The organism is Pseudomonas sp. AC070, assembly GCF_979258635.1.
On the sequence record NZ_OZ409871.1, the window covers coordinates 19,303 to 45,923 of the forward strand.

The following is a 26,621-nucleotide window of genomic DNA, read 5'->3' on the forward strand; positions in this document are numbered from 1 at the left end:
CCGCCATGCGCGCCGCCCGTGGGTTCACCCTGATCGAGTTGCTGGTGGTGCTCGTCATCATCGGCACGATGGTGGGCCTGGCCGTGCTCTCGATGGGCAACGGCACCGGCAGCCGCGAGCTGCGCAATGAAGCCGAGCGCCTGGCGGCACTGATCGGCGTGCTGGCCGATGAGGCCGTGCTCGACGGCCAGGAATACGGCCTGCTGGTGAATGCAGAAGGCTACCGCGTGCTCAGCTACGACAACCTCTCCGGCACCTGGGCCGACGCCGCTACCCAAAAGGAACACCGCACCCCGGCCACCCTGCGTCTGGTGCTTGAGCTGGATGGCGAAGCGCTAAAACTACCCGAGCCTGAAGCGCAGGACGACCAGCCCGGCCTGGCGAAAAGCAGCGAAGAAAAGAAAGACCCGCTGGTGCCGCAGCTGCTGATTCTGTCCAGCGGCGAGCTCTCGCCCTTTCGCCTGCGGCTGGAAGAACGGCGCGCTGGCGGCAACGCCTATGCGCTGGCCAGCGATGGCTACCAATTGCCGAGTGCAGAAATGGACAGTTCGCCATGACTCAGCAGCGCGGTTTTACCTTGCTGGAAGTGTTGGTGGCGTTGGCCATTTTCGCCACGGTTGCCGCGTCTGTATTAACCGCCAGCAGCCGCAGCCTGGTGGTGGCCCAGCAGCTTGAGGCGAAAACCCTGGCGGGCTGGATTGCGGAAAACCGCGTGACCGAATTGCAGCTCAAAGTGCCGACCCCCGGTGAAGGGCGCGACGACAAGAGTCTCGAGTTCGGCGGTCGCGAATGGGAAACCCACAGCGAAATCGAGAGCACCAGCGACAAGGGCATGCGCCGCGTCACCGTATGGGTCGCGCCCAAGGCCGAGCGCGGCAGCACCGGGCCGGTGAAAGACCGTGCGGTGCAAAGCCTTACCGGTTTTCTTTCGGTGCGCAGTTGATGAAGCGCGCGGCGCAACGGGGTTTTACCCTGCTGGAAGTGATGATCGCCGTGGCGATTTTCTCCCTGCTGGCCATGGGCACGTACCGCATGTTGTCCACCGTGCTGAAAACCGATGAAGTCACGCGCCAACACGAGCGCGACCTGCGCGAGCTGAGCCGCGCCTTCGCCTCGCTCGACCGCGACATTACCCAAACTCTGAACCGCAGCGTGCGTGATGCCTACGGCGACGAGCGCGCCACGCTGATCGGCGAGCTGGGCGCCAGCGATGGCGACGCGGCGCTGGAGTTCAGTCGCAACGGCTGGCGCAATCCCCTGGGTAGCACGCGGTCGCAGGTGCAGCGCGTGCGCTGGCGGCTGGCCGGTGGGAATCTGGAGCGCCTGTACTGGAACGTGCTCGATCAGGCGGTGGACAGCCAGCCGCGCATTCAAAAAGTGCTCACCGGCGTGCAGGCCATGCACCTGCGCTTTATGGATGACAAAGGCGAGTGGCAGGAGCAGTGGCCCTCCAGCCAGAACAATGTCAGTGCCGACGAGGCGAAAAAGCTGATGCCGCTGGCGGTGGAAGTGAAGCTTGAACATCGCCACTACGGTGAACTGACCCGCCTGTATCGCTTGCCTGAGCCTGGCATGAAAGAAGAAGCCAGCGACGCGCCGGCTAACCCTGATGGCGGCGGTGCAGGTGATAAAAAGAACGACGAAAACACCGAGGGCAAAACCCCGGTCTCCTCGCCTGAAAAAGGCAGCGAGAGCGAGGCCGCGCTATGAAACAACAGCGTGGCGTGGCGCTGATTACCGTGTTGCTGGTGGTGGCCATTGTCACGCTGGTGTGCGCGGGTTTGATTGCACGTCAGCAACTGTCGATCCGCAATGCTGGCAATCAATTGGTCATCAGCCAGGCCCGGCAGTACGCGCTAGGTGGCGAGGCGTTGGGCCAGGCGGTGCTGTTGCGCGACCTCAAGGGTAAGGGCGTGGACCCGCGCGCCACCATCGATCATCCGCTTGAAGCCTGGGCCAAACCGCTGCCGGTGTTTCCCATCGACGGTGGGGAAATTGGCGTGGCCATTGAAGACCTCGCCGGGCGCTTCAACCTCAACAGCCTGGTGATCGACGAGCGCGCCAACGACCCGGCCGTGAAGCGCTTCAAGCGCTTGCTGCTGCGCCTGAAAATCGAGCAGCCGTATGCCGAGCGCCTGGTTGATTGGCTCGACAAAGACCAGGAGCCCAACGGCGAGTTCGGCGCCGAAGACAACGCCTATCTACTCATGCAGCCGCCTTACCGCACCGCCGGCCACGCCATGCAAGACATCTCCGAACTGCGTCTGCTGCTGGGCATGACCGAGCAGGACTACCGCCGCTTGCTGCCCTACGTGGCGGTGCTGCCGGCCAAGGTGGCGCTGAACGTGAACACGGCCAGCGCCATGGTGCTGTCGTGCCTGAGCGACAGTCTGGATCCGGCCTCGGCGCAAGGCCTGCTCGCCGGCCGTGGGCGCGAAGGCTACAAAGAGATTCGCAGTTTCCTCGACCAGCCGGCTTTGGCTGGCACCGGGGTGACCGCTGCGGGCCTGACCGTGGGAAGTGCCTACTTTCAGGTGCGCAGCGAAGTGCGCCTTGGCGACCGCCGCCAGGTATTGCTCAGCACCCTGCAACGCGACCCCAAGGGCGTGGTGCGCGTGTTGCGCCGAGACACAGGCCAGCCGGGCTACCTCAGCCCGGTGGCCGAGCAACCGGGAGAATGACCATGGACTGCCTTTTCTTGCCGCCCGCCTGTGGCCGCGAACTGGGCGAACAGGCCGCGCTGTACTGGCAGCCTGAAAACGGCATCGGCCAGTGGTTGCCCGCCAGCGAATGCGCTGCCAGCCTGGAAGGCCGCGCGGTGGCGCTGGTGCTGCCGATGGAAGCGGCGAGCGCGTTTGTGATCAGCTTGCCGACGCAAAAGGCGCGGTGGATGCGTCAGGCCTTGCCTTACGCCGTTGAAGAATTGCTCGCCGAAGAGGTCGAGTTGTTTCACCTGGCGCTGGGCGACATGACCGCCGAGGGCCGTTACCGCGTGTTCGCCATTCGCCGCGCGCTGCTGGGCGGCTGGCTGGATGAGCTGCAAGAGATCGGCCTGAACATCACCGCCATTTACCTCGACGCCGACCTGCTGCCGCGCTCCGGCGAACAGGCGCTGGCGATGGGCGAGCGCGTGTTGCTCGGCGGCGAACTGGATACGCGACTGGCGATTGCCGCCGAGCGCTGGCCGCAGTTCCAGCCCTTCTTCGACACCCTGGTGCAGCCGGCAACCAGCGAAGACCCCTACACGCTGTTGGCCCAAGGCCGTGGCAGGGCCGTTGACTTAGCCCAAGGCGAATTCGCCCCGCGCAGCGACAACAAAGCCTGGACCATCTGGCGCCCGTTCGTGGCCGTGCTGGGCGTGTGGGCGGTGCTGTATCTGGGCACGTGCCTGGTGCAGGCCTGGCAACTGGAACGGCGCGGCGATGCGTTCAACGACGCGAGCGTGGCGCTTTACAAAGAGCTGTTCCCCGAGGACAAACGCATCGTCAACCTCAAGGCGCAGTTCGCCGAGCATTTGAGCCAGGGGCAGCAAAGCGAAGGCGGGTTTATCAGCATGCTGGAGCAGGCGTCCGGCGCGATTGCCGAAGCCAAGTCGCCGCTGTCGGTGGTGCAAGTGGATTACAGCCAGGTGCGCGGTGACCTGGCCTTGCAAATTCGCGCCAAAGATTTCGCCGCGCTTGAGCAACTTCGCCAGCGCCTGGTGGAAGGCGGCATGAAAGTGCAGCTCGGCTCTGCCAGTCGCGAAGAAGAAGGCATTACGGCGCGCGTTGTGCTGGGAGGTGGCGCATGAACGCCTTGAGCTTATGGAAAGAACAGGCGCTGGCGCAGTGGCGCCAATCGTCGCTGGGCCAGCGCTGGCAGCATTTGCCCAGCCGCGAACGGGTGGCGTTGTCGGCCCTGGCCGGCTTTCTTGCGCTGGTGCTGCTGTACATGTTCGTTTGGCAGCCGATTGTTCAGCGGCTGGAGCGCGCGCGCAGCTACTACGAAAGTCAGCAGGTGCTTTACGCGTACATCCAGGAAAACGCCCCTCGTGCACGCGGCCTGGCCCAGACCAAAACCGTGCTTGCGCCGGAACAACTGCAAGGGCTGGTCACCACCAGCGCCCAGCAGCGCGGCTTGAACCTGGAGCGCCTGGACAACGACGGCAGCAGCGGTTTGCTGATCTCGCTGGCCAAGGCGCCCTTCGAACCGTTGCTGCTGTGGCTGAGCGAATTGCAAAGCCAGGGCGTGCGCTTGAGCGAAGTAAACTTCGACAAGGCCGAGACCGGAAAGGTGGATGCCAAGGTGACGCTGCAAGCAGGTGAGTGACAGCGGGCGTTGCTCGGCGGGGAACAGAGGGTTCCTAGGGCAGGCGTTCTCTCGCGGGGGTGGATGCGCGAAGGTGGCGTGCGGCGTATCTGAGGGTTCGGAATTCAGAATGACGCGGGTGACGCCTAGTTTCGAACACGCGATACGCCGCCAGTCTTATCCAGCGTTCCCACCCCTAGCTCACTGCCCATTCTTGAAAAGTCAGTGAATTTTCCTCAGCAGTCGCGCTCAAAACCCGCAGTAACTCGTGGGTCTGGTGCAGGTTTTAGGGGTAGGACGATGTCGTTTTTGATGGAGAGCCATGCATGCGCAGGCTGGGGAGGCGAGATGGCCGAGCGCATTCGTGCGTTCGACTGGTCGAGCACCGGCTTGGAGGCCATCGACACCTGGTCTAAAAGTTTGTGTACCAACGTGCAAATGCTGCTGGCATCTCCCGTGCCGCTGGTGATGCTCTGGGACCAGCCCGGTTACATGATTTACAACGACGCCTACGCCGAGTTCGCCGGCGGCCGTCACCCTTATTTGCTCGGTACGCCGGTCGAGTTGGGTTGGCCGGAAGTGGCCGATTTCAACCGCAACATCATGAATGTCTGCCTCGGCGGCGGCACCCTGGAATACCAGAAGAAAGACCTGATTCTGCTGCGCAACGGCCAGCCCGAAGAAGTGTGGCTGGACCTCTACTACAGCCCGGTATGCGACGACATCGGCACCCCGGCCGGGGTACTGGCGATTGTGGTGGAAACCACGGCCCACGTGATTTCCGAGCGCCAGCGCAGTGCAGCTCAAGCGGCGTTTGACGCGGCAAACGAGCGCCTGCAACTGGCCCTTAACGCCGGCGCCTTGTTGGGGTCATTCGTGTGGGATGTGGCCAACGATCAGCTGTCTGGCGATGAGCGTTTTGCCCGCACGTTTTCGTATCCGCTGGACCAGTCGCTGGACAACCTGCCCATTGCGCTAGCCAACGCGGTGATTCACCCCGACGACTTCCCGCGTGTTGAGCGGCTGGTGCATTACACCCTCACTCAAGGCGGCCCCTACAACGCCGAGTACCGAATTCGCCGCGCCGATGGCGAGTACCTGTGGGTGCAAGCCAGCGGCCGCTGCGAGTTCGACGAGGCCGGCAAGCCGCAGCGTTTCCCGGGTCTGATTTTCGATATTCACGAACGCAAGGTGGCGGAAGAGTCGCTGCTGCAACTGACCCACACGCTCGAGCAACGCGTGGAAGCGGAAGTGCAGGCGCGGGCCGACGCCGAGGCGCGCTTGCGTCAGGCACAAAAGCTTGAAGCCATAGGCGGCCTGACCGGCGGGGTGGCGCACGATTTCAACAACCTGCTGCAAGTGATCGCCTCCAACCTGCACCTGCTCGCTCGCCAGGAACCGGACAACGCCAACGTGCAGCGTCGCCTGGGTTCGGCGTTGGCGGCGGTAGAGCGCGGTGCCAAGCTGTCGTCGCAGTTGCTAGCCTTTGCCCGTCAGCAGCCGCTGTCGCCTGCGGTGTACAGCCTCACCAGCCTGTACGACGGCTTGGGCGAGGTGCTGCAGCGGGCGTTGGGCGAAATGATTCGTGTCGACCTGCAGCTGGTCGACGAGCCGTGGAGCGTGCACGTCGACCGCAATCAGCTGGAAAACGCGCTGCTGAACCTGGCGCTGAACGCGCGCGACGCCATGCAGGGCGAGGGCACCATCCGCATTCACGCCGACAACGTGGCGCTCGACCAAGCCTATTGCCAAGGCAAGGAAATCAGCCCCGGCGATTACGTACATCTGTCCATCAGCGACAGCGGCAGCGGTATGAGTCCTGACGTGCTCGGTCATGCCTTCGAGCCGTTCTTCACCACCAAACCCAACGGGCACGGCACCGGCCTGGGCTTGAGCATGGTGTTCGGCTTCGTCAAACAGAGCGGCGGCCACATCGATATGACCAGCGAGCTGGGGCAGGGCACCACCGTGCACCTGTACTTCCCGCGCAGCACCCTGGAAGAAAATCCTCAACCCGCCACCGAGCTCAACCAGGCGGGCAGCGCCGGCGGCGAACGGATTCTGGTGGTGGAAGACAACCCGGACGTGCGCTGCACTGTGGATGAGCTGTTACAGCAGCTGGGCTACAAAGTGCTGCTGGCGGCCAATGGCGACGCCGCCATGGACGTGCTGCAAAGCGGCGCGGAGGTCGACCTGATCTTCACCGACGTGGTGATGCCGGGCACCATCAAAAGCGCCGACCTGGCCGCGTGGGCCAAGCTGCAACAACCGGCTATCCCCGTGGTGTTCACCTCCGGCCACACGCGCGACATCATTTCGCGCAACCACCAGCTCACCCCCGACATTCATCTGCTGAGCAAACCGTACGGCCCGCAAGCGTTGATGGACATGTTGCAGAGCGTTTTGAGCAAGTCGGCCTGAGCAAAACCCGCGATTTTGAGCCGTCGGCTTAACCGACTTCACATTTTTGCCCTGCTGTTGGTCGATCTGCCTGAACTCCTGAGCGAATTGGCGAGTCCCAGTCGGGTGTACAGAATTCTGGACCAACGTTGTGGAAAGAAGATTTGCAGCGACCCGGCCGGGAGCGCCGGTAAGCAGAGGGAAACCAATGACCGAATTACAAAGCACCGATGAACTGCTCGAAGAGCTCTTCGGCGACCCCCAAGCCGCTGCCGCAGCGGCCCGCGCACGCATGGCTAAGCCAGCGCAGCGCCACGAACCGGAAGACGTGCAACTGCAACTCGACCCCGCCGTGCTCAAAGCCTTCCGCGCCGCTGGCGGCGACTGGCAACAGCGCATCAACCTGGCCCTCAGCACCTGGTTGGTCGAGAACGATCCGAAGCAGATGCACAGCGCTTAAGCGCAGCTTTCACAAAAAACGGAGCCTTTGAGGCTCCGTTTTTTTTGGCTACGGCAAATGCGTTTTTGGTGCGCGCTTTTCTCACAGCGTTTTCTCGGGTTGCCTTCACTACGTGCTGCCGGCGTCGGATTGTGGTGCCCACTTATGACGAGCCTAATAGGGAAAATATTTCCCTAGCAGGATCATCATGGCTACGTTAGAAAGTACCGACAGCTGGAAGATAAAAATTTACCCGCACGATCACCCGCCACCCCATTTTCATGTGCAAACGGCAGACGGTGAGTCGTTAGTCGATATCGCCACGCTGACGGAGCGCCGAAGCGGGGCTAACAAGCGCGCGCTCAAAGCCGAGCTGGTGTGGGCTAATCATAATCACGCCACGTTAGTGCGCGTGTGGAATGAACAGAACTATGGGAGCGCCGCATGAACAAGAAGCTGCGTATAACCGGGGCTGAGGCGAGTGGACGAGCGACGCTGCGCATTACCTGGAGCGATGGCCGGGCACTGACCGTTAATCTGGCCGAGCCAATCCACACATTCAGCGTGCTACGGCCATTGCTTGATGCCGCATTGTTCAGCCAGGTGCGGGTGGGCGAATGGGGTTTTGATGTGATGTGGCCGGACGACATCGAGCTCTCTGCCACCACGCTATATCGCCTGGCCATGGAGCAGGCGGGGCAGGCCATGCCCAAGAATGCATTCAAGGAATGGATGCGCCGACACGGACTGTCGCTGACGGGGGCGGCCGAAGCGCTGCACCTGACCCGGCGAACCATTACCGCATACAGCTCGGGCCCTAATCCCATTCCGTATCACATCGCGTTGGCATGCAAAGGCTGGGAAGTGATGCAGGGGGGCGCTGAAGTACGCGAGTCGCAAGGAGGGTATGGGGTAGAGCCTGATGTCAGCCAAGGTAATAAGTCGGTTGAAACAGTGCGAGGCGCCAAGCGAGGCTAACTCGGCCGAAGGCTATTGTACGCGCCTGACGGTACCCTCATTGATGAGGGTACCATCGGTTAACGAATTGAAAATTAACGGGTTATCTGAATTTTTGGCCCTAAATCTTCTCGTGAATCTTCACAAATCGTAGCCCTTCTTCGCTACTCGCCTGGGTGACAGGCATCCACCACAGCTTTAGCCATTTCGTTCAGGTATTGCACCGCCGTCGTTTCTACGGATTTGCCTGAGCTGTTGAGTACAAGCCATTCCACGCAAGCCAGCAGGTTGGAGGCTTGTTCCAGTGCGTAGGCGACGGGCACGCCGGCACTTACCCGGAAGAGCGCTTTGCCGTCGGATTTGCAGAAGGGAACGGAGAGGGTGGTGGGTTTGGTGATTTCTGATGCAGTCATGGTGTAACTCCTAGTGTTAACGGAGTCGCCAGATCACTTCCACGTGATGGGTGGCGACTGTACGCGGGTGTGGAAGACCGGACACTAGATAACCGGCATACCCGAGGGTATCCCCGCGCACAGCCGCCATAACGCAGCAGGCATAAAAAAAGCGCCTGCTTGGTTCGCGGCGCTTGTGCGCCTAGTGTTCCGATGGGCTTCCACACCCAATCACTGAATTTGCAGTGACTGCCGGAATATGGGTTGCCTTCGAAACACTGGCAACCCAAGGGTAGCTGTGTGCAACTTTTTCCACAGCATTTTTTCTCGGATCCGTTGCAGCTTCACCCAAACACCGATTCCACTCGCCTTCAAATCACCTTTACCGCCCGCCCAATAAACTGAATCGGCCCGGTCGGTTTGCCAATGGGCGAGCCGGTTTTCTGTTCCAGGGTCAGTTCGAACAACTGGTTGTCTTGCAGCGGCGGCAGTTTATCCAGCGGCACGTGCAGGGTTTGTCCTGGCTTGACCAGGCCCAGCGATACCGGGCCTTGCCAGCCATCGCCCTTGGTCCAGAACTCCAGCGCTTTGTCGCTTGGCACCTCGGCGACGCCCAGCGGGATCAGCTGGATTTCGTTCGGGTTGCTGGCTTGCACCACCCAGCCGGGGGCGTTGCTTTGCGGGGCGACCAGAACAACGAGATAAGTCGGCGTGGCGGATGGCACGGTCTGCGTGGCAAGCAACACGGCGAGCACCAGCGAGGCGCTCAGACCCACCAGCGTCAGGCCGCGCCACAGGGCCAGCAGGTTCCACCACGGCGTGGCGGGTGGCGTTTGTCGATTGGCCAGCAGGCTGCGTTCGATACGCGCCCATAGCTGGCGCGACGGTGTGTGCGGTTTGGCCAGCGCGGTCAGCGGGTGCAAGCGCTGCTCCCATTGGTCTACCGCTCGGCGCAGCGCGGGTTCGAAGGGTAACCGGGCCTGCACCTGGGCGCGTTCTTCTGCCGGCAGGGTGCCGAGCACGTACTCGCCGGCCAGTTCATTGAGGGCGTCGTCGTCTGTTTCGTGGTGTGTGGTCATCCCATGCACCCTCGTAAAGCCACCAGGCTGCGTTTAATCCAGGCTTTGACGGTGCCCAGCGGCGTCGCCAGCTTGTGTGAAATTTCTGCGTGGGAGTAACCGTCGACGTAGGCGTGAATCACGCACTGGCGGCGTTCGGGTTCCAGTTGTTCCAGGCAGCCGTGGATGCGTTCGGCTTGCATCAGGCCATCCCAATTGTCGGCGCTGTCGTTGCTGCCGGCGTGGTCGGCGAGCGCCTCCAGCGTGTGCGCATCGTCTACCTGAACGTCGCGGCCGTGGTTGCGCAGGTAGTTGAGCGCCAGGTGCCGGGTAACGCTGTAGATCCAGCCGCGCGCGGAGCCGCGTTCGGCGTCGAAGCTGCCGGCACCTGCCCAAATTTTCAGGAAGGCGTCGTGCACGATGTCTTCGGCCAAGGCGGTGTCGCGCACCAACTGGCGGGCTACGCCGAGCAGGCGCGGGCTCTCCTGTTGGTACAGGTGGTGCAACGCCTCGCGTTCGCCCCGGGCGCAGGCGGCCAGCGCGGCGGCGTAGTCAAAAGTAGGTTCGGACAAGGTGTGGGTCGTCAGCAGAGGGAAAGGGCACGCGCCAGCCTAGACGACTTTAAGCGTGCCCATACGGCACGATCGTTTCCGCTTATTTGGCGGCCCAGAAAATGTAGTCGGCCTGGTAGCTCACCACTTCCTGTTTGCCTTTGTTGGCGGCGGTGCACGCGGTGGCCGGCGCAACGCCGCCTTTGAGTGCCACGCGCTGAATGTAGGCCACGCCGGTCATGGCGCCTTTGCCTTCGGCCGGGTTGGCTTTAACCAGTTGGTACGGCAGGTTCCCGGCGCCCGACGGCGCGACGGCCACTTGGGTGCCGGTTACTTTCGAGCCGTCCTGAGCTTGCCACGTGGCGGGCGGGCCAAAGTAGGTGCCGACCTGCTTGCCACTGCGGTCGCTGAGCACGGCTTTGGGGCCGACGAAGAACCATTCCATTTGCCCGGCTGCATCAACCTTGTCGCGGCATTCGTAGGTGATCTCACCCTTGCCGACGGTTTCCAGGGCCACTTTGTGGCCCTCCGGTACTTTCACGCTGTCGGGCAGTTCCATGGCGGCGTGCGCAGCGGGGGCCAGCAGGCAGCTGGATAGCAGGGCGAGGCCAAGCAGGTTTTTGCTGTTCATGCGGTTATCTCCAGTAGGGATCAGCGGGCAGCGCAATCGGCTGCTGGAGGTACTACACGTGGGAGGGGCGATTGGATGCAGCAGCGGAAAAATATTTTTCGCCCATGGTTTTTACCGCTCAGTGTGGATAGCGGCGCATGCCCAGCAACGCCTCGGTCAAGGGTTGCGGGCGACCCAGCAAGTAGCCCTGAACCTTGTGCACGCCTAAGGCGCGCAGGGTTTCCAGTTCTTGCTGGGTTTCCACGCCTTCGGCTACCACGCTGCTGCCGGTTTCACGGGCGAAGGCGATAAGGGAGGAGGCCAGGGCGCGACGTTTGAAGTCGTTGTCGATGCCTTGGGTGATGCTCATGTCGAGCTTGATGATGTCGGGGCTCAGTTCCAGGATGTGCCGCATGCTGGCGTAGCCCGCGCCGGTGTCGTCGATAGACAGCCGCACCCCGCGCTGACGCAGCGGCGCCAGCGCTTGCTCCAGGCGCACGTAATCGGCCACGGCCGCGTGCTCGGTAATTTCCAGCACCAGGCGGCGCGGCGGCAGGTTTTGCAGCAGCGGCGTCAGGCGCCCGCTGTACACCAGTTGCGGCGAACAGTTGAGGGCTAGATACGTGTGGCCGGGCGACTCGGTAAGCGCTTTGACGGCCAGCTGAATGGCGCGCAGTTCCAAGTCGACGCCCAGGCCGGCTTCGGCGGCTTCGATAAACCATTGGTCCGGTGTTTGCGGCGGCTGGGTGCTGAAGCGCGACAGGCATTCCCAGCCGCACAGCTCCAGACTCTGCGCCGCCAGAATGGGCTGGTAAACGATGGTGGGCTGGTCACTGGCCAGCACTTCGGAAATGCGGCGGTGCTTGTGCACGCGGTCGCGTACGCGTTTGAGTTCGCTGTCGAGCTGGTCGGCGATCAGCTCGGCAAACACGCGCATTACCTGCACGTCGCGCTCGCTCAAGGTGTCGTCGGCGGTGTAGCCAAAGCAGCAGAGGGTGCCGTAGAGGCGGCCGTCGCTGAGCCAAATGGGCACGCTCAGGTGCGCGCCAATGGGCAGCTCGGCCGTTTCGGGCAGTTCCTGGGCGAGCGGGCACATGGCCGTGTCGGCGATTAATTCTGGCAGTAGCCCGTCAACCACGCGCTGGCAGTAGCCGGCCTCCGGTCCCAGGGTGTCGCCGGGGCTGATGGGCGGCTCGCCCTCGGCATCCACATGGGTGAACACGCGGTCCTCCACGCGAAACTGGGCGATGAACGCGACATCCATGCCCAGGTGGGTGCGCAGCGCTTTGAGCACGCGGTCGATGTAGCTGGAGTCGGACACGCCCTGAGGGCGCAGCGCGATCAATTCAGCGAGTTGTACGGCGGTCATTCCCTGAGCCTCCTTACCAATCGCCTGAAACTAAAGCCGGAAAAACAATGGCTGGCCATGGCTGCCAGCTGCATGAGCAGTGCGTGCGGCCGAATGCAGGCGAAGGTTCAAACGGCGCGGGCCTCTCTTGGCTGTGGAACACGCCGGGCGCGGAAAGTTGGAGGTTTCGGGCCGTCAGCCTTTAGCGCAGCGGCGGGAAATGGCCCTGCAACCATTGGCTGAACAGCTGAGCGCTGGGGCTGGCGCGCTGCGCTTCGGCGACCACCAGACAAAAGGTGTCGGTGAGCACCACGCGCTGTCCGAACGGCGCGACCAGCACGCCGGCGGCCAGATAATCGGCGCAGGTCAGCGGGTCGCCAATGGCGATGCCCTGGCCGTCGATGGCCATGGTCAGGCAGGTGAGCGAGTCGTGGGCGGTGGTCGCCTTCGTGCTCTCGTAGGGCAGCGCGTCAGCAGCGGCCAGCCAGCGGCGCCAGGTGCGGCGGTCGCCTTCGTGGATCAGCGTGTGGTTGGGCAAGTCGGCCGGCGTTTTCAGCGGCACGGCGCCGGCCAACAACGCCGGACTGCACACCGGAAATTCCTCCATGCGCAGCAGCGGCTGCGCCTGGAAGCCGCGCCACGGCGGCGAGCCAAAAATAATCTGCACCGCGCCGCTGGCACCGAGCTGGCTGCCGGTGAGCGAATGCATGGAGGCGCCGAGCTTCAGTTCCAGTTCGATGTCCGGGTGCTGGGCGCGAAACTGCGGCAGGCGCTTGACCAGCCAGGTGTGGGCGAAAGCGCCGTCGACAAACAGGCTGAGCGTCGACACACGCGGCAGCAGCTCGGCCGTGGCGCGTTGAATCTGCTGCAGCGGTTTTTGCACCTGCGACAGGTACTTCTGCCCGCTGTCCGTCAGCGCCAGGCCCCGGTTGGTGCGGTGAAACAGTTGCACGTCGAGCTGTACTTCCAACTGCTTGAGCTGACGACTGACGGCCGATTGCGTCAGGCACAGTTCTTCAGCGGTGCGGCTGACGTTGAGGTAGGTGGCCGCCAGCACGAAGGTGCGCAGGGCATCGAGGGAAGGAAAGCGCGTCATGGCGGGCTCGGTGGCGAGGTCTGGTATGCGTGCCAGTCATACCAGCCATGCGCATTTTTTGATATCCCCCGGCCCATCGTTTTTGCCACGCTGGGTTATCGAGCCATAGCGGTAGTGGGGGGAATCGACGTGTTGCATCTGTTCAAGGAAACGCGGGGCGCGGTCTGTCATGGCCTGGCGCTCACTTATGCGTTAGTGGGCTATGGCCTGGGGCTTGCCGGTTTATTCAGCGCCAACCTGCTGGTCAATCTTTTGGCCACGTTGTGGCTGGCGCACGCCATGGTTATCGCCGGTTATTTGCTGCACGAGTGCGCGCATAACACCGTGTTCAAGCGCAACGAGCACAACGCTCGGCTGGGCAAACTGCTGACGTGGGTAACTGGTAGTTGCTACGGCACGTATGAGGACATTCGCTTCAAACACTTTCGCCACCACGTCGATAACGCCGACGTGATCTGGTTCGAGCATGACCAATGGCTGGCCCGCCATCCGCGCGTGCTGAAAACCATCGAAGCGCTGGAGTGGCTATACATCCCCGCCCACGACCTGTTGATGCACGCCGTCATGGTGTTCAGCGCGTTCATCATTGCTCAGCGCAACAGCCAGCGCGCCCGCAATCTCGCGTTTGTGCTGGTGCGCGGCGGTTTGTTCGCGGCGCTGCTGTGGTTCGCTCCGTTCGCCGCGCTGCTGTATGCGGTCGCGTACCTGCTGATGATGACCGTGCTGCGCTTTATGGATGCGCCGCAACACGACTACGGCAACTCGCCCACGCTGTTCGACAAAACCCCAGCGCCTCACAAGGGCGACCGTGATTACGAGCACCTGCACACCTTCAGCAACGTGCTGTCGATGAAACACCCGTGGGTGAATGTGCTGGTGCTGAACTTCGGCTATCACAATGCCCATCACGTAAAACCGACCACGCCGTGGTATCGCCTGCCGGCTGTGCACCGTGAGTTGTATGGCGAGGAGCAATCGATGCTGCTGCCGTTGCGCGCGCAGCTCAAAAGCTTTCACCGCTTTCGGGTGGCGCGCGTCGCCGGCACGGGCGACGGCCCGGAGCCGGCTGCGGCGGATTACATGACCATGATGCGCAACGGCGAGATTCGCGGCGGTAACGCAGCGTCCTTTCTGACCTCTTTCTAACGGTGCCCACCATGCAAAAGCTCGAAGTCTTTCAGTCGCTGTGGGGCATGGAACTCAAGCACCCGACGCAGCCCGAACGCAGCCATGAAGAAAACTTCGCCATGGCCGCCGAAGCGGGATTCGCCGGCATATGTCTAGACCCCAATACCGACGAATTGCCCTACTACCGCGAGACCCTGCCGCTGTTTGAAAAGTACGGTTTGAAAAGCATGGTCAACCTGTTCCCACGCCGCGTGAGCGATATGCGCCCCTTGCTGGAGTTCGCCCGCGAAGTGAACGCAGTGAAGGTCAACACCATCGCCCAGGTGATGCCGGTGAGCGTGGCCGGCGCGGTGCCGTTGATTAATCGCTGGCTGGATGAGGCGCAAAGCATGGGTATCGAGCTGCTGTTCGAAACCCACCGCAACGGCATCCTCAACGACCTGTACTTCACCCTCGAAGTGCTCGACGCCATTCCCCAACTGCAGCTCACCGCCGACCTCTCGCACTTCGTGGTCGACCGGGAATTCCCCTTGCCCATTAGCGCGCGCGACCAAGGCTTCATCCAGCGCATTCACGAACGCACCGACTGCTTGCAGGGCCGCATCGCCACGGCCGAGCAGGTGCAAATTCAAATCGATTTTGCGCAACACCAGGCCTGGGTCGAGCAATTCAAAGTCTGGTGGAAACAAGGCATGGCCAGCTGGCGCGCGCGCAATGCGGCGGATGCGAGCTGCGTGTTTCTCTGTGAGCTAGGGCCGCCGCCGTATGCGATTACCGGGCGCGATGGGTTGGAGCTGTCGGATCGGTGGCAGGAGGCGTTGGTGATAAAGAGGTGGGCGGAGCAATTGTGGCGGGAATTGGAGGCGTAGCAGTTGCCCACGTAAGGGCAGTGGCGCGGCTAAGACGGCCGCGCCGCCCGGTATTACCCCTCCCGATACAACCGATTCAGCAAGCCCAACAGCTGCTCCCTCTCCTGCGCACTTAACGCCGCCGTGGCGTCCAGGTCGCTCTGCACCACCACGTCTTTCAACGTCTTCAACAACTGCTCTCCGGCTTTGCTAAGAAACAGGCCGTAGGAGCGTTTGTCCGGGTTGCTGCGTACGCGCATGGCCAGGCCGCGTTCTTCGAGTTTGTTGACCATCAGCACCGCTTGCGGCGGCTCGATGGCCAGCGCTTTGGCGAGGTCGGCCTGCATCAGGCCCGGCGACTGCTCGATGATGCTCAGCGCGGTGAATTGCGCGGGGCGGATGGCGTGTTCTTCGAGGCGCGTGGTCAGGTGTTGGAAGATTTTCAGCTGCACCCGCCGCATCACATAACCCACCAAATTATCCAGCGCAGCGTCGAGCGTCGTCGGGTCGGCGGGCGCTGCCTGGGTTTTGGCTTTGCGGGGCATGGTGGCGTCCTGATGAGAAATGGTTAGGCATGTTAATAATTTTTCCGCCCCGATGCACAATCGGGACGAATATTTAGTTATTGGCATTAACCGGTTAGGCTCGCGATTTCCCTGTATTTAAGGCTAGGGCCAGCGTTTCTGCGGACCTCCAGCTGAAGGTGTCGGTAGTTCTTCGAAACCCAGAACCAATTTATAGTTAATTGACATAACTAAAAATCCAGCTTAAGTTCGCCTCATCCAACCCAGACATGAGGCAGTGACATGAGTACCTACGAAGGCCGGTGGCAAACCGTGAAGGTGGAAGTGGACGAAGGAATCGCCTGGGTCATTCTCAACCGCCCGGAAAAACGCAACGCCATGAGCCCAACGCTCAACCGCGAAATGGCCGACGTGCTGGAAACCCTTGAACAAGACGCCGACGCCCGCGTGCTGGTGCTCACCGGCGCTGGTGAGTCGTGGACCGCCGGCATGGACCTCAAGGAATACTTCCGCGAAGTGGACGCCGGGCCGGAAATTCTTCAAGAGAAAATCCGCCGCGAAGCCTCGTACTGGCAATGGAAGCTGCTGCGCATGTACAGCAAGCCGACCATCGCTATGGTCAACGGCTGGTGTTTCGGTGGCGGCTTCAGCCCGTTGGTGGCGTGTGATCTGGCGATCTGCGCCGACGAAGCGACCTTTGGCCTGTCGGAAATCAACTGGGGCATTCCGCCGGGCAACCTGGTGAGCAAAGCCATGGCCGACACCTGCGGCCACCGCGAGTCGCTGTACTACATCATGACCGGCAAGACCTTTGGCGGGCAGAAAGCCGCCGCCATGGGCTTGGTCAACCAGAGCGTGCCGCTGGCGCAGTTGCGCGAAACCACAGTCGAGTTGGCGAAGAACCTGCTGGAGAAAAATCCGGTGGTGTTGCGTGCCGCGAAGGTCGGCTTCAAGCGCTGCCGTGAACTCACCTGGGAGCAAAACGAGGATTACCTCTACGCCAAGCTCGACCAGTCGCGGTTGCTCGACACCGAAGGCGGTCGCGAAGAAGGCATGAAGCAATTCCTCGACGACAAAAGCATCAAGCCCGGCCTGCAAGCCTACAAACGCTGATTCCGGAGGTGTTCCATGTTCGACGTGCCTTTACTGATTGCCGGCCTGGCCCGGCCCGCCGCTGACGGTCGCACCTTCGACCGCTTGAGCCCGTTCACCGGTGAGGTGGTGTCACGCGTGGCCGCCGCCACGCTGGAAGATGCCGATGCTGCGGTGGCAGCGGCCCATGCCGCGTTCCCGGCTTGGGCCGCCTTGGCGCCAGGCGAGCGACGGCTGCGGTTGTTAAAGGCCGCCGAACTGATGGAAGCACGCGCCCCCGAGTTTATGGCCGCCGCCAGTGAAACCGGCGCCGCCGCTAACTGGTACGGCTTCAACGTACAACTGGCCGCCGGCATGTTGCGTGAAGCAGCGGCGATGACCACGCAGATTCTCGGCGAGGTCATCCCGTCCAACGTGCCCGGCAGCTTCGCCATGGGCCTGCGCCAACCGTGCGGCGTGGTGCTTGGCATTGCGCCGTGGAATGCGCCGGTGATTCTCGGCGTGCGTGCCCTGGCCATGCCGTTGGCCTGCGGCAACACCGTGGTGCTCAAGGCCTCGGAAGCCAGCCCGTTCACCCACCGCTTGATCGGCCAGGTCCTGCATGACGCCGGCTTGGGTGACGGCGTGGTGAATGTCATCTGCAATGCACCGGAAGATGCGCCCGCCATCGTCGCCCGGCTGATCGCCAACCCGGCGGTGCGGCGGGTGAATTTCACCGGCTCCACACACGTCGGCCGCATCGTCGCCGAGCTGTGTGCGCGGCAGTTGAAGCCGGCCTTGCTGGAACTGGGTGGCAAGGCGCCGCTGCTGGTGCTGGACGATGCCGACCTGGACGCCGCTGTAGCCGCCGCTGCCTTTGGTGCGTATTTCAACCAAGGGCAGATTTGCATGAGCACCGAACGCCTGATCGTCGATGCCAAGGTGGCCGATGCCTTTGTCAGCAAGCTGGCTGCCAAGGTCGCGCAACTGCGCGCCGGCCCGGCGGACGAAAGCGGTGCCGTGCTCGGTTCGCTGATCGACGCCGCCGCCGGTGAGCGCATTCAAGTCCTGGTGGACGACGCCCTTGGCAAAGGCGCGACGCTGGCAGCTGGTGGCGGTGTGCAGGGCAGCATCATGCAGCCGGTGCTGCTCGATAACGTCACCGACAGCATGCGTTTGTACCGCGAAGAGTCGTTCGGCCCGGTGGCCGTGGTGGTGCGTGGCGAGGGCGATGAAGACCTGTTGCGCCTGGCCAACGACTCGGAGTTCGGTCTGTCGGCGGCCATTTTCAGCCGCGATGTGTCCCGCGCATTGGCCTTGGCGCAACGGGTGGAGTCGGGCATTTGCCACATCAACGGGCCGACCGTTCACGACGAAGCGCAAATGCCTTTCGGCGGGGTGAAATCCAGCGGCTACGGCAGCTTCGGCAGTCGCGCTTCGATTGAGCATTTCACCCAGCTGCGCTGGGTCACGGTGCAGAACGGGCCGCGCCATTATCCGATCTGAAACAGGCCGGTCCATCCCGCAATAACAAGAACAAACAAGCCCCCCGCCGCCACCCCGGCGCGGGCGGGCGCGCACAGAGGAAAGGCTCGTGAATGGAGAATTCGTAGCAACCCGCGCTGACCACGTGGTGCGCTATCGCCAGGTGGCCATTGGCAATCCAGGGGTGAACATCACCCAGGCAGACGACGGCACCATCTACCTGCGCGCGCAGGAGTCGCTCAAGCCTGCCCCGGCGCGCCTGCTCGACCGGCTGCTGCACTGGGCGCAGGTGAAACCACAGGCCACCTTTGCTGCCCAGCGCGGTGATGACGGCAAATGGCACACGCTCAGCTACGGCGAAATGCTCAGCAACGTGCGCGCCCTCGGCCAGGCGCTGCTGCGCTACGACCTGAGCGCGCAGCGGCCGCTGATGATTCTGTCTGGCAACGACCTGGAGCACCTGCAACTGGCCTTTGCCGCCATGTACATCGGCGTGCCGTATTGCCCAGTGTCGCCGGCCTATTCGCTGCTGTCGCAAGACCTGGAAAAGCTGCGCCACATTGTCGGCCTTTTGCAGCCAGGCCTGGTGTTTGCCGCCGAGGCGCAGCCGTTCCAACGCGCCATCGAACAGGTGCTGGCCGATGACGTCGCGCTGGTGTTTACCCGTGGCACGCTGCCAGATCGGCGTAGCGAGCGCTTTGCCGATCTGCTCGCCACCGCCAACGTCGAGGCGGCCGACATCGCCTTTGACGCTACCGGCCCACACACCATCGCCAAGTTCCTGTTTACCTCCGGCTCCACCAAGCTGCCCAAAGCCGTGCCCACCACCCAGCGCATGCTCTGCGCCAACCAGCAAATGCTGCTGCAAACCTTCCCCGAATTCGCTGCGCAGCCGCCTGTGCTGGTCGACTGGCTGCCGTGGAACCACACCTTTGGCGGCAGCCATAACGTCGGCATCGTGCTCTACAACGGCGGCAGCCTGTACATCGACAACGGCAAGCCAACGCCCAACGGCATGGCCGAAACCCTGCGTAACCTCAAAGACATTTCTCCCACCGCTTACCTCACCGTGCCCAAAGGCTGGGAAGAATTGGTCACCGCCCTGGAGCAAGACGCCGAGCTGCGCGCGCGTTTTTTCGCCAAGGTCACGCTGTTCTTTTTCGCCGCTGCGGGTTTGTCGCAAAGCATCTGGGATCGCCTCGACCGCATCGCCGAACAGCACTGCGGCGAGCGCATCCGCATGATGGCCGGGCTGGGCATGACCGAAGCCTCACCTTCGTGCACCTTCACCACCGGGCCGCTTTCCGTGGCCGGCTACGTCGGTCTGCCGGCGCCGGGCTGCGAGACCAAGCTGGTACCGGTAGACGGCAAGCTTGAAGCGCGTTTTCGCGGGCCGCACATCATGGCCGGCTACTGGGGCTCGCCGCAGCAGACCCTCGACGCGTTTGATGCCGAAGGCTTTTACCGCTCCGGCGATGCGCTGAAATTTGCCGACCCCGAGCGGCCTGAGCTGGGCCTGATGTTCGATGGCCGCATCGCCGAAGACTTCAAATTGTCGTCTGGCGTGTTCGTCAGCGTCGGCCCGCTGCGCAACCGCGCCGTGCTCGACGGCACGCCCTATGTGCAAGACGTGGTCGTCGCCGCACCGGACCGCGAGTGCCTGGGCTTGCTGGTGTTTCCGCGCCTGGCCGACTGCCGCATGTTATCCGGCCTTCCCAGCGTGGCCAGCGACGCGCAAGTGCTGGCCCACGAGCGCGTGCGCAGCTGGTTTGCCGACTGGCTCAAGCGCCTGAACCAACACGCCACCGGCAACGCCACGCGACTGGAATGGATCAGCCTGTTGAGCGAACCACCCTCCATTGACCGGGGCGAAATCACCGACAAAGGCTCGCTCAACCAGCGCGCGGTGTTGCAGCACCGCAGCGCTCTGGTGGAAGCGCTGTACCGAGGCCAGGCGCCGCAGATCATCCGTTACAGCGCCTAAGCAAACGCCGCACACAACAATAAAAACTCGAGGTTCACATGCCCACTTCTACCGCGCAGAACGACGCGTCGCTGCGCACCATTGCCCTGTGTTTTATCGTCGCCATGCTTGAAGGCCTCGACCTGCAAGCCGTCGGCGTCGCAGCGCCGGCCATGGCCCAGCACTTCGCCCTGAACGCGTCGGCGTTGGGTTGGGTGTTCAGCGCCGGCTTGTTCGGCCTGCTGCCTGGCGCGGTGTTTGGCGGTTGGCTGGCCGACCGCTTCGGGCGCAAAAGCGTGTTGGTGGTGGCCGTGGTGTTGTTTGGTGTGTTTTCCCTGCTCACCGCCCACAGCGCCACCTACGAGCAATTGCTGGCGGCGCGTTTGGTCACCGGGTTGGGCATGGGCGCCGCGCTGCCGATTTTGATCGCGCTGTCTTCGGAAGTGGCCAGCCCTGGCCTGCGCAACCTGGCCGTCAGCCTCACCTACTGCGGCGTGCCGCTGGGTGGTGCGGTGGCGGCGCTGCTGGGCATTTTTTCGGTGTCGGGCGACTGGCGGTTGGTATTTTACGTCGGCGGATTTGCGCCGCTGGTGATCGCCTTGCTGCTGATGCGCTGGCTGCCAACGCCCGCCGCACGCCAGGGGCAGACGTTGCCGGTGGGCGCCATCACCCGCGAGCTGCTCGGCCAGCGCCGTGGCGCATCGACCTTGCTGCTATGGGGCGCCTGTTTCTGCACGCTGACCATTCTCTACATGCTGCTCAACTGGCTGCCAACCTTGCTCATCCAGCGCGGCCTCAGCCGCCTGGACACCGCCACCATTCAAGTGCTGTTCAACATCGGCGGCGTTGCCGGCTCGCTGCTGGCCGGGCGGCTGATGGACAGCGGCAAGGCGCTGCTCGCGGTGCTGTTGGCCTACGTCGGCATGCTCGCCGCCTTGCTGGCGCTGGGCAGCGTTGAACAGGCGCAAGGGCTGTACCTCGCTGGCCTGGCGGCGGGCGCCTGCGCGGTGGGTGGGCAACTGATTCTCTACGCCCTGGCGCCGCGTCTGTATCCCGCCAACGTGCGCGCCACGGGCGTTGGCGTGGCCGTGGCGGTTGGGCGTTTGGGTTCGATGAGTGGGCCATTGGCGGCCGGCCAGTTGCTGGCGGCCGGTGCTGGCGTCAGCGGCTTATTGCTGGCTGCTACGCCGTTGGTGGCGATCGCGGCGTGTGCCGCCGCCGTGCTGCTCAAGCGTGACGTGAATAGCTGATTTCCCGAGCGACACATCCTCAGCTCCACTGGACTCCACTGAGGATGATTTTTACCGCGCCGCAGCCTTAAGCCCGCTACGGCGCGGTTTTTTTTCGCGTTTTTTATTGCGCCGAATAACGCGGACGCGGCGTGGCCACTGGAATCGGGCTGGTGCCATCGAGCGGCAGAAACTCGGCACGCTCGGCGTCGTAAGCGCGAATCTCGCAGGTGTCGATGCTGTACACCCAACCGTGAATAAACAACTGACCGCTGGCCATGCGCGAAGCCACCGAAGGGTGGGTGCGCAAATGCTGCAACTGCGCGACCACGTTTTCTTCGGTCAGCACGCCCAGGGTTTCGTGCTCCGTGCCGCAATTGCAGTTATCCGCCACCATGATTTTTGCCACTTCGGAATGACGCAACCAGGCTTTGACCGTGGGCATTTTTTCCAGCGTATCGGGGTTCATCACCGCGCGCATGGCGCCGCAATCGGAGTGGCCGCACACGATGATGTGGTGTACGCCCAGAGCCAACACCGCGTACTCGATGGCAGTGGAAACGCCGCCGTTCATTTGCCCATACGGCGGCACCACGTTGCCCACGTTACGGGTGACGAACAGATCGCCCGGCGAGCTTTGCGTGATCAATTCGGGAACGATGCGTGAGTCGGCGCACGTAATAAACATGGCGCGCGGGCGTTGCGCGGTGGCGAGCTTTTGAAAGAGTTCTTCCTGCTCGGGAAACACTTCGGTGCGAAAGCGTTGAAAGCCGGAAACGATCTGCTGCAACGCCTCATCGGCGCCCTCGCCTTCGGCCTGGTCGAGGCGATCGAGGTTCTGTTGGTCGCGCGTGTTCATAAAAAACTCCTGAGCGAAAAACGGGGCCTGGATGACTATAGGCGGCTATTGTTCCAGCTTCGCCGTTAAGCGGCTATCTTCGGTCGGCTGATCGAACTAACCGCACCACCAAGCTAGCGGTGTGACGAGTTTTTGGCATTGGCGTTCTGTTGTGAGTACAGTCCCTCCAGCCTATTTCACTGCGAGCGCCCCATGCCGTCGATTTACGACCTCAAACCCCGCTTCCAGAACCTGCTGCGCCCCTCCGTTACCCGTCTGCATCAGCGTGGCGTCACTGCCAACCAGGTGACGCTGTTTGCCTGTGCCATTTCCATTCTGGTCGGCGCGGTGGTGGCGATATTCGCGGAACACCGCGCGGTGTTTGCGCTCTTACCGCTGTGGATGCTGCTGCGCATGGGCCTGAACGCCGTAGACGGCATGTTGGCCCGCGAGTTTGGTCAGCAATCGCGCCTGGGTGCTTACCTCAATGAAATAACCGATCTGGTTGCCGATGCCGCGCTGTATCTGCCGTTTGCCTGTCTGGCTGGGGTGTCTGGCGCTGCTGTCGGCGCCGTGGTGCTGTTGGCCTGGCTAACTGAATACGCCGGCGTGCTGGGGCTGATGGTCGGCGCCTCGCGCCGTTACGACGGCCCGATGGGCAAGAGTGACCGCGCTTTTGTTTTCGGCCTGCTGGGCTTTCTGTTGGCCCTGGGCCTGCCGCTTGAGCCCTGGCTGACATCAGTCATGGCAGTGCTCGCCGCCTTGCTCGTCTTCACCACCTACAACCGCGTAAAGCGCGGGCTGGCAGAGCAACCTGCCAGCTAACCTCGATTCGCTACTGGAGTTCTACGGATGGAAACTCAACGCCCGCAACACAACGCAACCTTTCCCACCCATGACGGCGTAGAGCTGTTTTACCGCCACTGGCCTGCCGCCGACGCCGTCTCTGACGCCCCGGGCAAAGCCATCGTTTTGCTGCACCGTGGCCATGAACATTCCGCGCGTATGGCGCACCTGGTGGACGAACTCAATCTGCCGGATTTCAGCTTTTTCGCCTGGGACGCCCGTGGCCATGGCCACTCGCCCGGCGAGCGCGGCGACAGCCCGAGCTTTGCCGCCAGCGTGCGAGACGTGGAAGACTTCGTCGCCTTCATCCAGCGCGAACATGGCATCGCCATTGAAGACATTGCCGTGGTGGCGCAAAGCGTCGGTGCCGTGCTTGCCGCTACCTGGGCCCATGATTACGCACCACGCATCCGCTGCATGGTGCTGGCCTCGCCGGCCTTCGACATCAACCTGTACGTGCCCCTGGCGCGCCCCGGCCTGACCTTGCTGCGCAAGCTCAAAGGCAACTTCTTCGTCAAAAGCTACGTGCGCCCCGGCATGCTCACCCATGACAAGGCGCGCGCCGACAGCTATGCCAACGACCCGTTGATTGCCAAGGCGATTTCGGTCAATCAGCTGCTCGGTCTGTACGAGGCCGCTGATCGCGTGGTGGCCGACGCCGAGGCGATTCAGGTGCCGACTCAACTGCTGATTTCCGGCGCCGATTTTGTGGTCAAGCGCAAACCTCAAGAGCTGTTTTTCCAGCGTCTGGGCACGCTGCAAAAAGAGCGTCATCTGCTCCCCGGTTTTTATCACGACACCCTCGGTGAGGCTGATCGCCACCTGGCTGTGAACAAGGCGCGTGGCTTTATCGAACTGCTGTTCAGCCAACCGTCGAGCCGGCCGGAACTGCTCACGGCCGACCGCATCGGCTTTACCAAGGCCGAAGCCGAAGGCCTGGCCACACCGCTGCCGCCGCTGTCGCCAACCGGCCTGTATTGGCGCGCCACCCGCGCCTCGATGGGCCTGGGCGCCAAGTTGTCGGCCGGGGTAAAGCTGGGTTTCGACACCGGCTTCGACTCGGGCAGCACTCTGGATTACGTGTACCGCAACACCCCGACCGGCACCGGTTCGCTTGGCCGAATGATCGATACCAACTACCTCAACTCCATCGGTTGGCGCGGCATTCGTCAGCGCAAGCTGCATATCGAGGAGCTGCTGCGCGACACCCTGAAAACGTTGCAGGCGCAGGGCAAGCCGACGCGTATCGTCGACATTGCCGCGGGCCACGGCCGCTACGTACTCGAAGCGCTGCAAGATCTTGCCCAGCGTCCGGACTCGATCCTGCTGCGCGACTACAGCGACCTCAACGTCAGCCAGGGCCAGGCGCTGATTAGCGAAAAAGGTTTGAGCGATGTCGCTACGTTTGTAAAAGGCGATGCCTTTGATCCGGCCAGCTTGGCGAGCCTGGATCCCAAGCCGACCCTGGCGATTGTTTCCGGCCTGTATGAGTTGTTCGGTGATAACAGCATGGTCAGCGCTTCGCTGGGTGGCCTGGCGCAAGCCGTGGAGCCAGGCGGTTATCTGATTTACACCGGTCAGCCATGGCACCCGCAGTTGCAATTGATTGCCCGCGCGCTGACCAGCCACCGCGGCGGTCAGGCCTGGGTGATGCGCCGTCGTACGCAGGCGGAAATGGACCAATTGGTCGAAGCCGCCGGCTTTCGCAAGGTGACTCAGCGCATCGATCAATGGGGCATTTTCAGCGTCAGCCTGGCGCAGCGGATCGAGGCATGAGCGAAGCCCTCACCCTGACGCCGGTTTATCCGCAACTGAGCGTGCGCCAGCGTTTTCCCCGGGCGCTGGTGTGGCTGCTGATTCTGGCGCCACTGTTTTTCGCCACCTACAGTTTGGCCAACTGGTTCACCAGCCAGCGTGCGGACGTCGGCACCCTGGTGTTTGCCTGGGAACAGCACACCCCGTTTTGGGCCTGGACCATCGTGCCCTACTGGTCCATCGACTTGCTCTACGGCTTGTCGCTGCTGCTGTGCAGTAGCCGTCATGAGCTGGATATCCATGCCCGGCGCTTGCTCAGCGCGCAGGTTCTGGCGATTGCCGGGTTCTTGTTATTTCCGCTCACATACACCTTTTCCCGCCCGGAAATGACCGGCTTTTTCGCCTGGATGTTTGAGGTGTTGATGGGTTTTGACAAACCTTTCAACCAGGCGCCGTCGCTGCATATCGTGCTGCTGATTGTGCTGTGGGTGCGCTACGCCGCTCACACGCCGAAAGGCTTGATGCGGTGGTTGCTGCACCTCTGGTTTGGGCTGATCGGCCTGTCGGTACTGACCACCTACCAGCACCATTTCATCGACTTGCCCACCGGCGTTCTGGTGGGCTGGCTGTGCATCTGGCTGTGGCCCCTTGACCGCCCCAGCCCGCTGGCGACCTTGCGCTGGCAGCCGCAGGCCAAAGGGCGCCGCCTGGCGTTGTATTACGCGCTTGGCGGCGTGGCGCTCGGTGCGCTGGGGGTCAGTGTCGGAGGTCTGGGTTGGTGGCTGACCTGGCCGGCCACGGCGCTGTGCCTGGTGGCCCTGAATTACCTGATGGTGGGCGCGACCGGTTTCCAGAAGCACAGCGACGGCACGCTCAGTTGGGCCTCGAACTTTCTGTTCGGGCCCTACCTGATTGGCGCCTGGGTGAACTCGCGGTTGTGGACCGCGCGCCAGCCGGCGCCGGTTTTGATCATGGACGATGTATGGCTGGGGCGAGTTCCCAACAAAGGCGAGCTGGACGCCACGCCAATCCAAGCCATTGTCGACCTGTGCGCCGAATTGCCGTGCGCCAGCGGCGGCCGCGCTTACCGAAGCCTGCCCACGCTCGACCTATTGCCGCCAAGCCCCGAGTTGCTGCGCGCTGCTGCCATGGCCATTGAGCAGGCGCGGCAGCAAGGCCCGGTGCTGGTGTGCTGCGCCCTTGGTTATTCGCGCAGCGCCGCAGCGGTAGCCGCCTGGCTGTTGCACAGCGGCCGTGCTGCCAACCCGCAAGCAGCCGAAGCGATACTGCGTCAGGTCCGCCCCGGCGTAGTGCTGCGCGAAGGGCACCTGCGCAATTTGGCTGCGATGGAAGCCGGCACATGAGCGACCTGCGTTTGCTCAGTTGCGCGCGCTTGCTGGAGCAGGGGCAGCGTCTGGATCAGTTGTCCACCGGCCTTAGCGTCGTGGCATTGGCCAGCGCCTTGCTGGTGACCATTCACTACCAACTGCTGCTGGTCGCCGGGTTGCTGGTGCTCACGTTGCTGGCAGGCGCGTTGGAAAAATACTGGGCCATGCGCGTGGCCTTCGACGCGGCGCTGTTTGCCCGTCTGGCCGATGCCGCTGACCTGAGCGCGGCCACTGTGGAACTGGACAACGGCTTGCTCGGCCTGGGCCTGATGCCGGCCGCCAACGTCGGACGTGACTGGACCCTGCGCTGCAAGGGCGCCTTGGGGCTGCTGCGCAAACAGGGCCTGGCGCTCGCTGTACAACTGCTGTTAGCGGTGGCCGCAGTGGCGGCTGGCGCGTTTGCCTAGA

The 26,621-nt window shown here is 62.9% G+C and carries 28 protein-coding genes; 20 read left to right on the top strand and 8 right to left on the bottom strand.

Annotation, left to right across the window (positions count from 1 at the left end):
- Positions 1 to 5 precede the first annotated feature (5 nt).
- The 10 genes from gspH to ACZZ0Q_RS00085 all read left to right on the top strand — a co-directional run bounded on the left by gspH (position 6) and on the right by ACZZ0Q_RS00085 (position 8,104).
- On the top strand, positions 6 to 557 hold the full coding sequence (gspH, locus tag ACZZ0Q_RS00040) for a type II secretion system minor pseudopilin GspH (RefSeq protein ID WP_463540530.1): 552 nt from the start codon (positions 6 to 8) through the stop codon (positions 555 to 557).
- Positions 554 to 943: a type II secretion system minor pseudopilin GspI gene (gene gspI / locus ACZZ0Q_RS00045; RefSeq protein WP_463540529.1), complete on the top strand. Its 390-nt coding sequence runs from the start codon at positions 554 to 556 to the stop codon at positions 941 to 943. Before gspH ends, gspI begins: the two co-directional genes overlap by 4 nt.
- On the top strand, positions 943 to 1,710 hold the full coding sequence (gspJ, locus tag ACZZ0Q_RS00050) for a type II secretion system minor pseudopilin GspJ (protein WP_463540528.1): 768 nt from the start codon (positions 943 to 945) through the stop codon (positions 1,708 to 1,710). The genes gspI and gspJ overlap by 1 nt, the downstream gene beginning before the upstream one ends.
- Entirely contained in the window at positions 1,707 to 2,681 is a 975-nt protein-coding gene (gene gspK, locus ACZZ0Q_RS00055) for a type II secretion system minor pseudopilin GspK (RefSeq protein ID WP_463540527.1), read from the top strand. Before gspJ ends, gspK begins: the two co-directional genes overlap by 4 nt.
- Positions 2,682 to 2,683: 2 nt before the next feature.
- Entirely contained in the window at positions 2,684 to 3,790 is a 1,107-nt protein-coding gene (gene gspL, locus ACZZ0Q_RS00060) for a type II secretion system protein GspL (protein ID WP_463540526.1), read from the top strand.
- Entirely contained in the window at positions 3,787 to 4,308 is a 522-nt protein-coding gene (locus ACZZ0Q_RS00065; RefSeq protein ID WP_463540525.1) for a type II secretion system protein M, read from the top strand. The genes gspL and ACZZ0Q_RS00065 overlap by 4 nt, the downstream gene beginning before the upstream one ends.
- 279 nt (positions 4,309 to 4,587) lie before the next feature.
- Complete coding sequence (locus ACZZ0Q_RS00070; RefSeq protein WP_463540524.1) at positions 4,588 to 6,708, top strand: ATP-binding protein; 2,121 nt, start codon at positions 4,588 to 4,590, stop codon at positions 6,706 to 6,708.
- Between the two features lie 187 nt (positions 6,709 to 6,895).
- Positions 6,896 to 7,147, top strand: coding sequence for a BrnA antitoxin family protein (locus ACZZ0Q_RS00075; protein ID WP_122492203.1), 252 nt, complete (start codon positions 6,896 to 6,898; stop codon positions 7,145 to 7,147).
- Between the two features lie 187 nt (positions 7,148 to 7,334).
- On the top strand, positions 7,335 to 7,574 hold the full coding sequence (locus tag ACZZ0Q_RS00080) for a DUF4160 domain-containing protein (RefSeq protein WP_463540523.1): 240 nt from the start codon (positions 7,335 to 7,337) through the stop codon (positions 7,572 to 7,574).
- Positions 7,571 to 8,104, top strand: coding sequence for a DUF2442 domain-containing protein (locus ACZZ0Q_RS00085; RefSeq protein ID WP_463560177.1), 534 nt, complete (start codon positions 7,571 to 7,573; stop codon positions 8,102 to 8,104). The genes ACZZ0Q_RS00080 and ACZZ0Q_RS00085 overlap by 4 nt, the downstream gene beginning before the upstream one ends.
- Positions 8,105 to 8,247: 143 nt before the next feature.
- Here ACZZ0Q_RS00085 and ACZZ0Q_RS00090 read toward each other — a convergent pair whose 3' ends face one another.
- The 6 genes from ACZZ0Q_RS00090 to ACZZ0Q_RS00115 form a co-directional block, all read right to left on the bottom strand.
- A complete protein-coding gene (locus ACZZ0Q_RS00090; RefSeq protein ID WP_463540521.1) occupies positions 8,248 to 8,496 on the bottom strand; it encodes a DUF3077 domain-containing protein in 249 nt (82 codons plus the stop codon).
- Positions 8,497 to 8,846: 350 nt separating this feature from the next.
- Positions 8,847 to 9,554 carry an anti-sigma factor gene (locus ACZZ0Q_RS00095; RefSeq protein WP_463540520.1) on the bottom strand — a complete coding sequence of 236 codons (708 nt, stop codon included), beginning with the start codon at positions 9,552 to 9,554 and terminating at the stop codon, positions 8,847 to 8,849.
- Entirely contained in the window at positions 9,551 to 10,105 is a 555-nt protein-coding gene (locus ACZZ0Q_RS00100) for a sigma-70 family RNA polymerase sigma factor (RefSeq protein ID WP_463540519.1), read from the bottom strand. The genes ACZZ0Q_RS00095 and ACZZ0Q_RS00100 overlap by 4 nt, the downstream gene beginning before the upstream one ends.
- A gap of 82 nt (positions 10,106 to 10,187) precedes the next feature.
- Positions 10,188 to 10,715, bottom strand: a complete 528-nt coding sequence (locus ACZZ0Q_RS00105) for a DUF3455 domain-containing protein (RefSeq protein ID WP_463560181.1) — start codon at positions 10,713 to 10,715, stop codon at positions 10,188 to 10,190.
- Positions 10,716 to 10,833: 118 nt separating this feature from the next.
- Complete coding sequence (locus ACZZ0Q_RS00110; RefSeq protein WP_463540518.1) at positions 10,834 to 12,063, bottom strand: sensor domain-containing phosphodiesterase; 1,230 nt, start codon at positions 12,061 to 12,063, stop codon at positions 10,834 to 10,836.
- A 181-nt stretch (positions 12,064 to 12,244) separates the two neighbouring features.
- Complete coding sequence (locus ACZZ0Q_RS00115; RefSeq protein ID WP_463540517.1) at positions 12,245 to 13,138, bottom strand: LysR substrate-binding domain-containing protein; 894 nt, start codon at positions 13,136 to 13,138, stop codon at positions 12,245 to 12,247.
- Between the two features lie 129 nt (positions 13,139 to 13,267).
- Here ACZZ0Q_RS00115 and ACZZ0Q_RS00120 point away from each other — a divergent pair, with 129 nt between their 5' ends.
- Positions 13,268 to 14,284 carry a fatty acid desaturase family protein gene (locus ACZZ0Q_RS00120; RefSeq protein ID WP_463540516.1) on the top strand — a complete coding sequence of 339 codons (1,017 nt, stop codon included), beginning with the start codon at positions 13,268 to 13,270 and terminating at the stop codon, positions 14,282 to 14,284.
- A gap of 11 nt (positions 14,285 to 14,295) precedes the next feature.
- A complete protein-coding gene (locus ACZZ0Q_RS00125; RefSeq protein WP_463540515.1) occupies positions 14,296 to 15,135 on the top strand; it encodes a sugar phosphate isomerase/epimerase family protein in 840 nt (279 codons plus the stop codon).
- A 53-nt stretch (positions 15,136 to 15,188) separates the two neighbouring features.
- Here ACZZ0Q_RS00125 and ACZZ0Q_RS00130 read toward each other — a convergent pair whose 3' ends face one another.
- Complete coding sequence (locus tag ACZZ0Q_RS00130) at positions 15,189 to 15,659, bottom strand: MarR family winged helix-turn-helix transcriptional regulator (protein WP_463540514.1); 471 nt, start codon at positions 15,657 to 15,659, stop codon at positions 15,189 to 15,191.
- 261 nt (positions 15,660 to 15,920) lie between these two features.
- Between ACZZ0Q_RS00130 and ACZZ0Q_RS00135 the strand changes: the two genes are divergently transcribed.
- From ACZZ0Q_RS00135 to mhpT, 4 genes are all read left to right on the top strand, one after another.
- A complete protein-coding gene (locus tag ACZZ0Q_RS00135; RefSeq protein WP_122492194.1) occupies positions 15,921 to 16,751 on the top strand; it encodes a p-hydroxycinnamoyl CoA hydratase/lyase in 831 nt (276 codons plus the stop codon).
- Positions 16,752 to 16,766: 15 nt separating this feature from the next.
- Complete coding sequence (locus tag ACZZ0Q_RS00140) at positions 16,767 to 18,215, top strand: aldehyde dehydrogenase (RefSeq protein WP_463540513.1); 1,449 nt, start codon at positions 16,767 to 16,769, stop codon at positions 18,213 to 18,215.
- Between the two features lie 88 nt (positions 18,216 to 18,303).
- Complete coding sequence (locus ACZZ0Q_RS00145; RefSeq protein ID WP_463540512.1) at positions 18,304 to 20,178, top strand: feruloyl-CoA synthase; 1,875 nt, start codon at positions 18,304 to 18,306, stop codon at positions 20,176 to 20,178.
- Between the two features lie 38 nt (positions 20,179 to 20,216).
- Entirely contained in the window at positions 20,217 to 21,407 is a 1,191-nt protein-coding gene (mhpT, locus tag ACZZ0Q_RS00150; protein ID WP_463540511.1) for a 3-(3-hydroxy-phenyl)propionate transporter MhpT, read from the top strand.
- 103 nt (positions 21,408 to 21,510) lie between these two features.
- Here the strand turns inward: mhpT and ACZZ0Q_RS00155 are convergent, their stop codons facing one another.
- Entirely contained in the window at positions 21,511 to 22,245 is a 735-nt protein-coding gene (locus tag ACZZ0Q_RS00155; protein WP_122492190.1) for a carbonic anhydrase, read from the bottom strand.
- Between the two features lie 192 nt (positions 22,246 to 22,437).
- Between ACZZ0Q_RS00155 and ACZZ0Q_RS00160 the strand changes: the two genes are divergently transcribed.
- The 4 genes from ACZZ0Q_RS00160 to ACZZ0Q_RS00175 are packed head-to-tail and all read left to right on the top strand — an operon-like array spanning position 22,438 to position 26,620.
- Positions 22,438 to 23,049, top strand: coding sequence for a CDP-alcohol phosphatidyltransferase family protein (locus tag ACZZ0Q_RS00160; protein ID WP_463540510.1), 612 nt, complete (start codon positions 22,438 to 22,440; stop codon positions 23,047 to 23,049).
- A 27-nt stretch (positions 23,050 to 23,076) separates the two neighbouring features.
- The gene (locus ACZZ0Q_RS00165) at positions 23,077 to 24,846 is read left to right on the top strand and encodes a bifunctional alpha/beta hydrolase/class I SAM-dependent methyltransferase (protein WP_463540509.1); all 1,770 of its coding nucleotides are present in this window, start codon (positions 23,077 to 23,079) and stop codon (positions 24,844 to 24,846) included.
- On the top strand, positions 24,843 to 26,189 hold the full coding sequence (locus ACZZ0Q_RS00170; protein ID WP_463540508.1) for a phosphatase PAP2/dual specificity phosphatase family protein: 1,347 nt from the start codon (positions 24,843 to 24,845) through the stop codon (positions 26,187 to 26,189). Before ACZZ0Q_RS00165 ends, ACZZ0Q_RS00170 begins: the two co-directional genes overlap by 4 nt.
- Entirely contained in the window at positions 26,186 to 26,620 is a 435-nt protein-coding gene (locus tag ACZZ0Q_RS00175) for a hypothetical protein (protein ID WP_463540507.1), read from the top strand. The genes ACZZ0Q_RS00170 and ACZZ0Q_RS00175 overlap by 4 nt, the downstream gene beginning before the upstream one ends.
- Position 26,621: the final 1 nt, after the last annotated feature.

What these genes read in the sequence shown, in the direction of transcription:
- gspH (WP_463540530.1), top strand. Translation starts at nt 6, where the DNA reads ATGCGCGCCGCCCGTGGGTTCACCCTGATCGAGTTGCTGGTGGTGCTC.
- gspI (WP_463540529.1), top strand. Translation starts at nt 554, where the DNA reads ATGACTCAGCAGCGCGGTTTTACCTTGCTGGAAGTGTTGGTGGCGTTG.
- gspJ (WP_463540528.1), top strand. Translation starts at nt 943, where the DNA reads ATGAAGCGCGCGGCGCAACGGGGTTTTACCCTGCTGGAAGTGATGATC.
- gspK (WP_463540527.1), top strand. Translation starts at nt 1,707, where the DNA reads ATGAAACAACAGCGTGGCGTGGCGCTGATTACCGTGTTGCTGGTGGTG.
- gspL (WP_463540526.1), top strand. Translation starts at nt 2,684, where the DNA reads ATGGACTGCCTTTTCTTGCCGCCCGCCTGTGGCCGCGAACTGGGCGAA.
- ACZZ0Q_RS00065 (WP_463540525.1), top strand. Translation starts at nt 3,787, where the DNA reads ATGAACGCCTTGAGCTTATGGAAAGAACAGGCGCTGGCGCAGTGGCGC.
- ACZZ0Q_RS00070 (WP_463540524.1), top strand. Translation starts at nt 4,588, where the DNA reads ATGTCGTTTTTGATGGAGAGCCATGCATGCGCAGGCTGGGGAGGCGAG.
- ACZZ0Q_RS00075 (WP_122492203.1), top strand. Translation starts at nt 6,896, where the DNA reads ATGACCGAATTACAAAGCACCGATGAACTGCTCGAAGAGCTCTTCGGC.
- ACZZ0Q_RS00080 (WP_463540523.1), top strand. Translation starts at nt 7,335, where the DNA reads ATGGCTACGTTAGAAAGTACCGACAGCTGGAAGATAAAAATTTACCCG.
- ACZZ0Q_RS00085 (WP_463560177.1), top strand. Translation starts at nt 7,571, where the DNA reads ATGAACAAGAAGCTGCGTATAACCGGGGCTGAGGCGAGTGGACGAGCG.
- ACZZ0Q_RS00090 (WP_463540521.1), bottom strand. Translation starts at nt 8,496, where the DNA reads ATGACTGCATCAGAAATCACCAAACCCACCACCCTCTCCGTTCCCTTC.
- ACZZ0Q_RS00095 (WP_463540520.1), bottom strand. Translation starts at nt 9,554, where the DNA reads ATGACCACACACCACGAAACAGACGACGACGCCCTCAATGAACTGGCC.
- ACZZ0Q_RS00105 (WP_463560181.1), bottom strand. Translation starts at nt 10,715, where the DNA reads ATGAACAGCAAAAACCTGCTTGGCCTCGCCCTGCTATCCAGCTGCCTG.
- ACZZ0Q_RS00110 (WP_463540518.1), bottom strand. Translation starts at nt 12,063, where the DNA reads ATGACCGCCGTACAACTCGCTGAATTGATCGCGCTGCGCCCTCAGGGC.
- ACZZ0Q_RS00115 (WP_463540517.1), bottom strand. Translation starts at nt 13,138, where the DNA reads ATGACGCGCTTTCCTTCCCTCGATGCCCTGCGCACCTTCGTGCTGGCG.
- ACZZ0Q_RS00125 (WP_463540515.1), top strand. Translation starts at nt 14,296, where the DNA reads ATGCAAAAGCTCGAAGTCTTTCAGTCGCTGTGGGGCATGGAACTCAAG.
- ACZZ0Q_RS00130 (WP_463540514.1), bottom strand. Translation starts at nt 15,659, where the DNA reads ATGCCCCGCAAAGCCAAAACCCAGGCAGCGCCCGCCGACCCGACGACG.
- ACZZ0Q_RS00135 (WP_122492194.1), top strand. Translation starts at nt 15,921, where the DNA reads ATGAGTACCTACGAAGGCCGGTGGCAAACCGTGAAGGTGGAAGTGGAC.
- ACZZ0Q_RS00140 (WP_463540513.1), top strand. Translation starts at nt 16,767, where the DNA reads ATGTTCGACGTGCCTTTACTGATTGCCGGCCTGGCCCGGCCCGCCGCT.
- mhpT (WP_463540511.1), top strand. Translation starts at nt 20,217, where the DNA reads ATGCCCACTTCTACCGCGCAGAACGACGCGTCGCTGCGCACCATTGCC.
- ACZZ0Q_RS00155 (WP_122492190.1), bottom strand. Translation starts at nt 22,245, where the DNA reads ATGAACACGCGCGACCAACAGAACCTCGATCGCCTCGACCAGGCCGAA.
- ACZZ0Q_RS00160 (WP_463540510.1), top strand. Translation starts at nt 22,438, where the DNA reads ATGCCGTCGATTTACGACCTCAAACCCCGCTTCCAGAACCTGCTGCGC.
- ACZZ0Q_RS00165 (WP_463540509.1), top strand. Translation starts at nt 23,077, where the DNA reads ATGGAAACTCAACGCCCGCAACACAACGCAACCTTTCCCACCCATGAC.
- ACZZ0Q_RS00170 (WP_463540508.1), top strand. Translation starts at nt 24,843, where the DNA reads ATGAGCGAAGCCCTCACCCTGACGCCGGTTTATCCGCAACTGAGCGTG.
- ACZZ0Q_RS00175 (WP_463540507.1), top strand. Translation starts at nt 26,186, where the DNA reads ATGAGCGACCTGCGTTTGCTCAGTTGCGCGCGCTTGCTGGAGCAGGGG.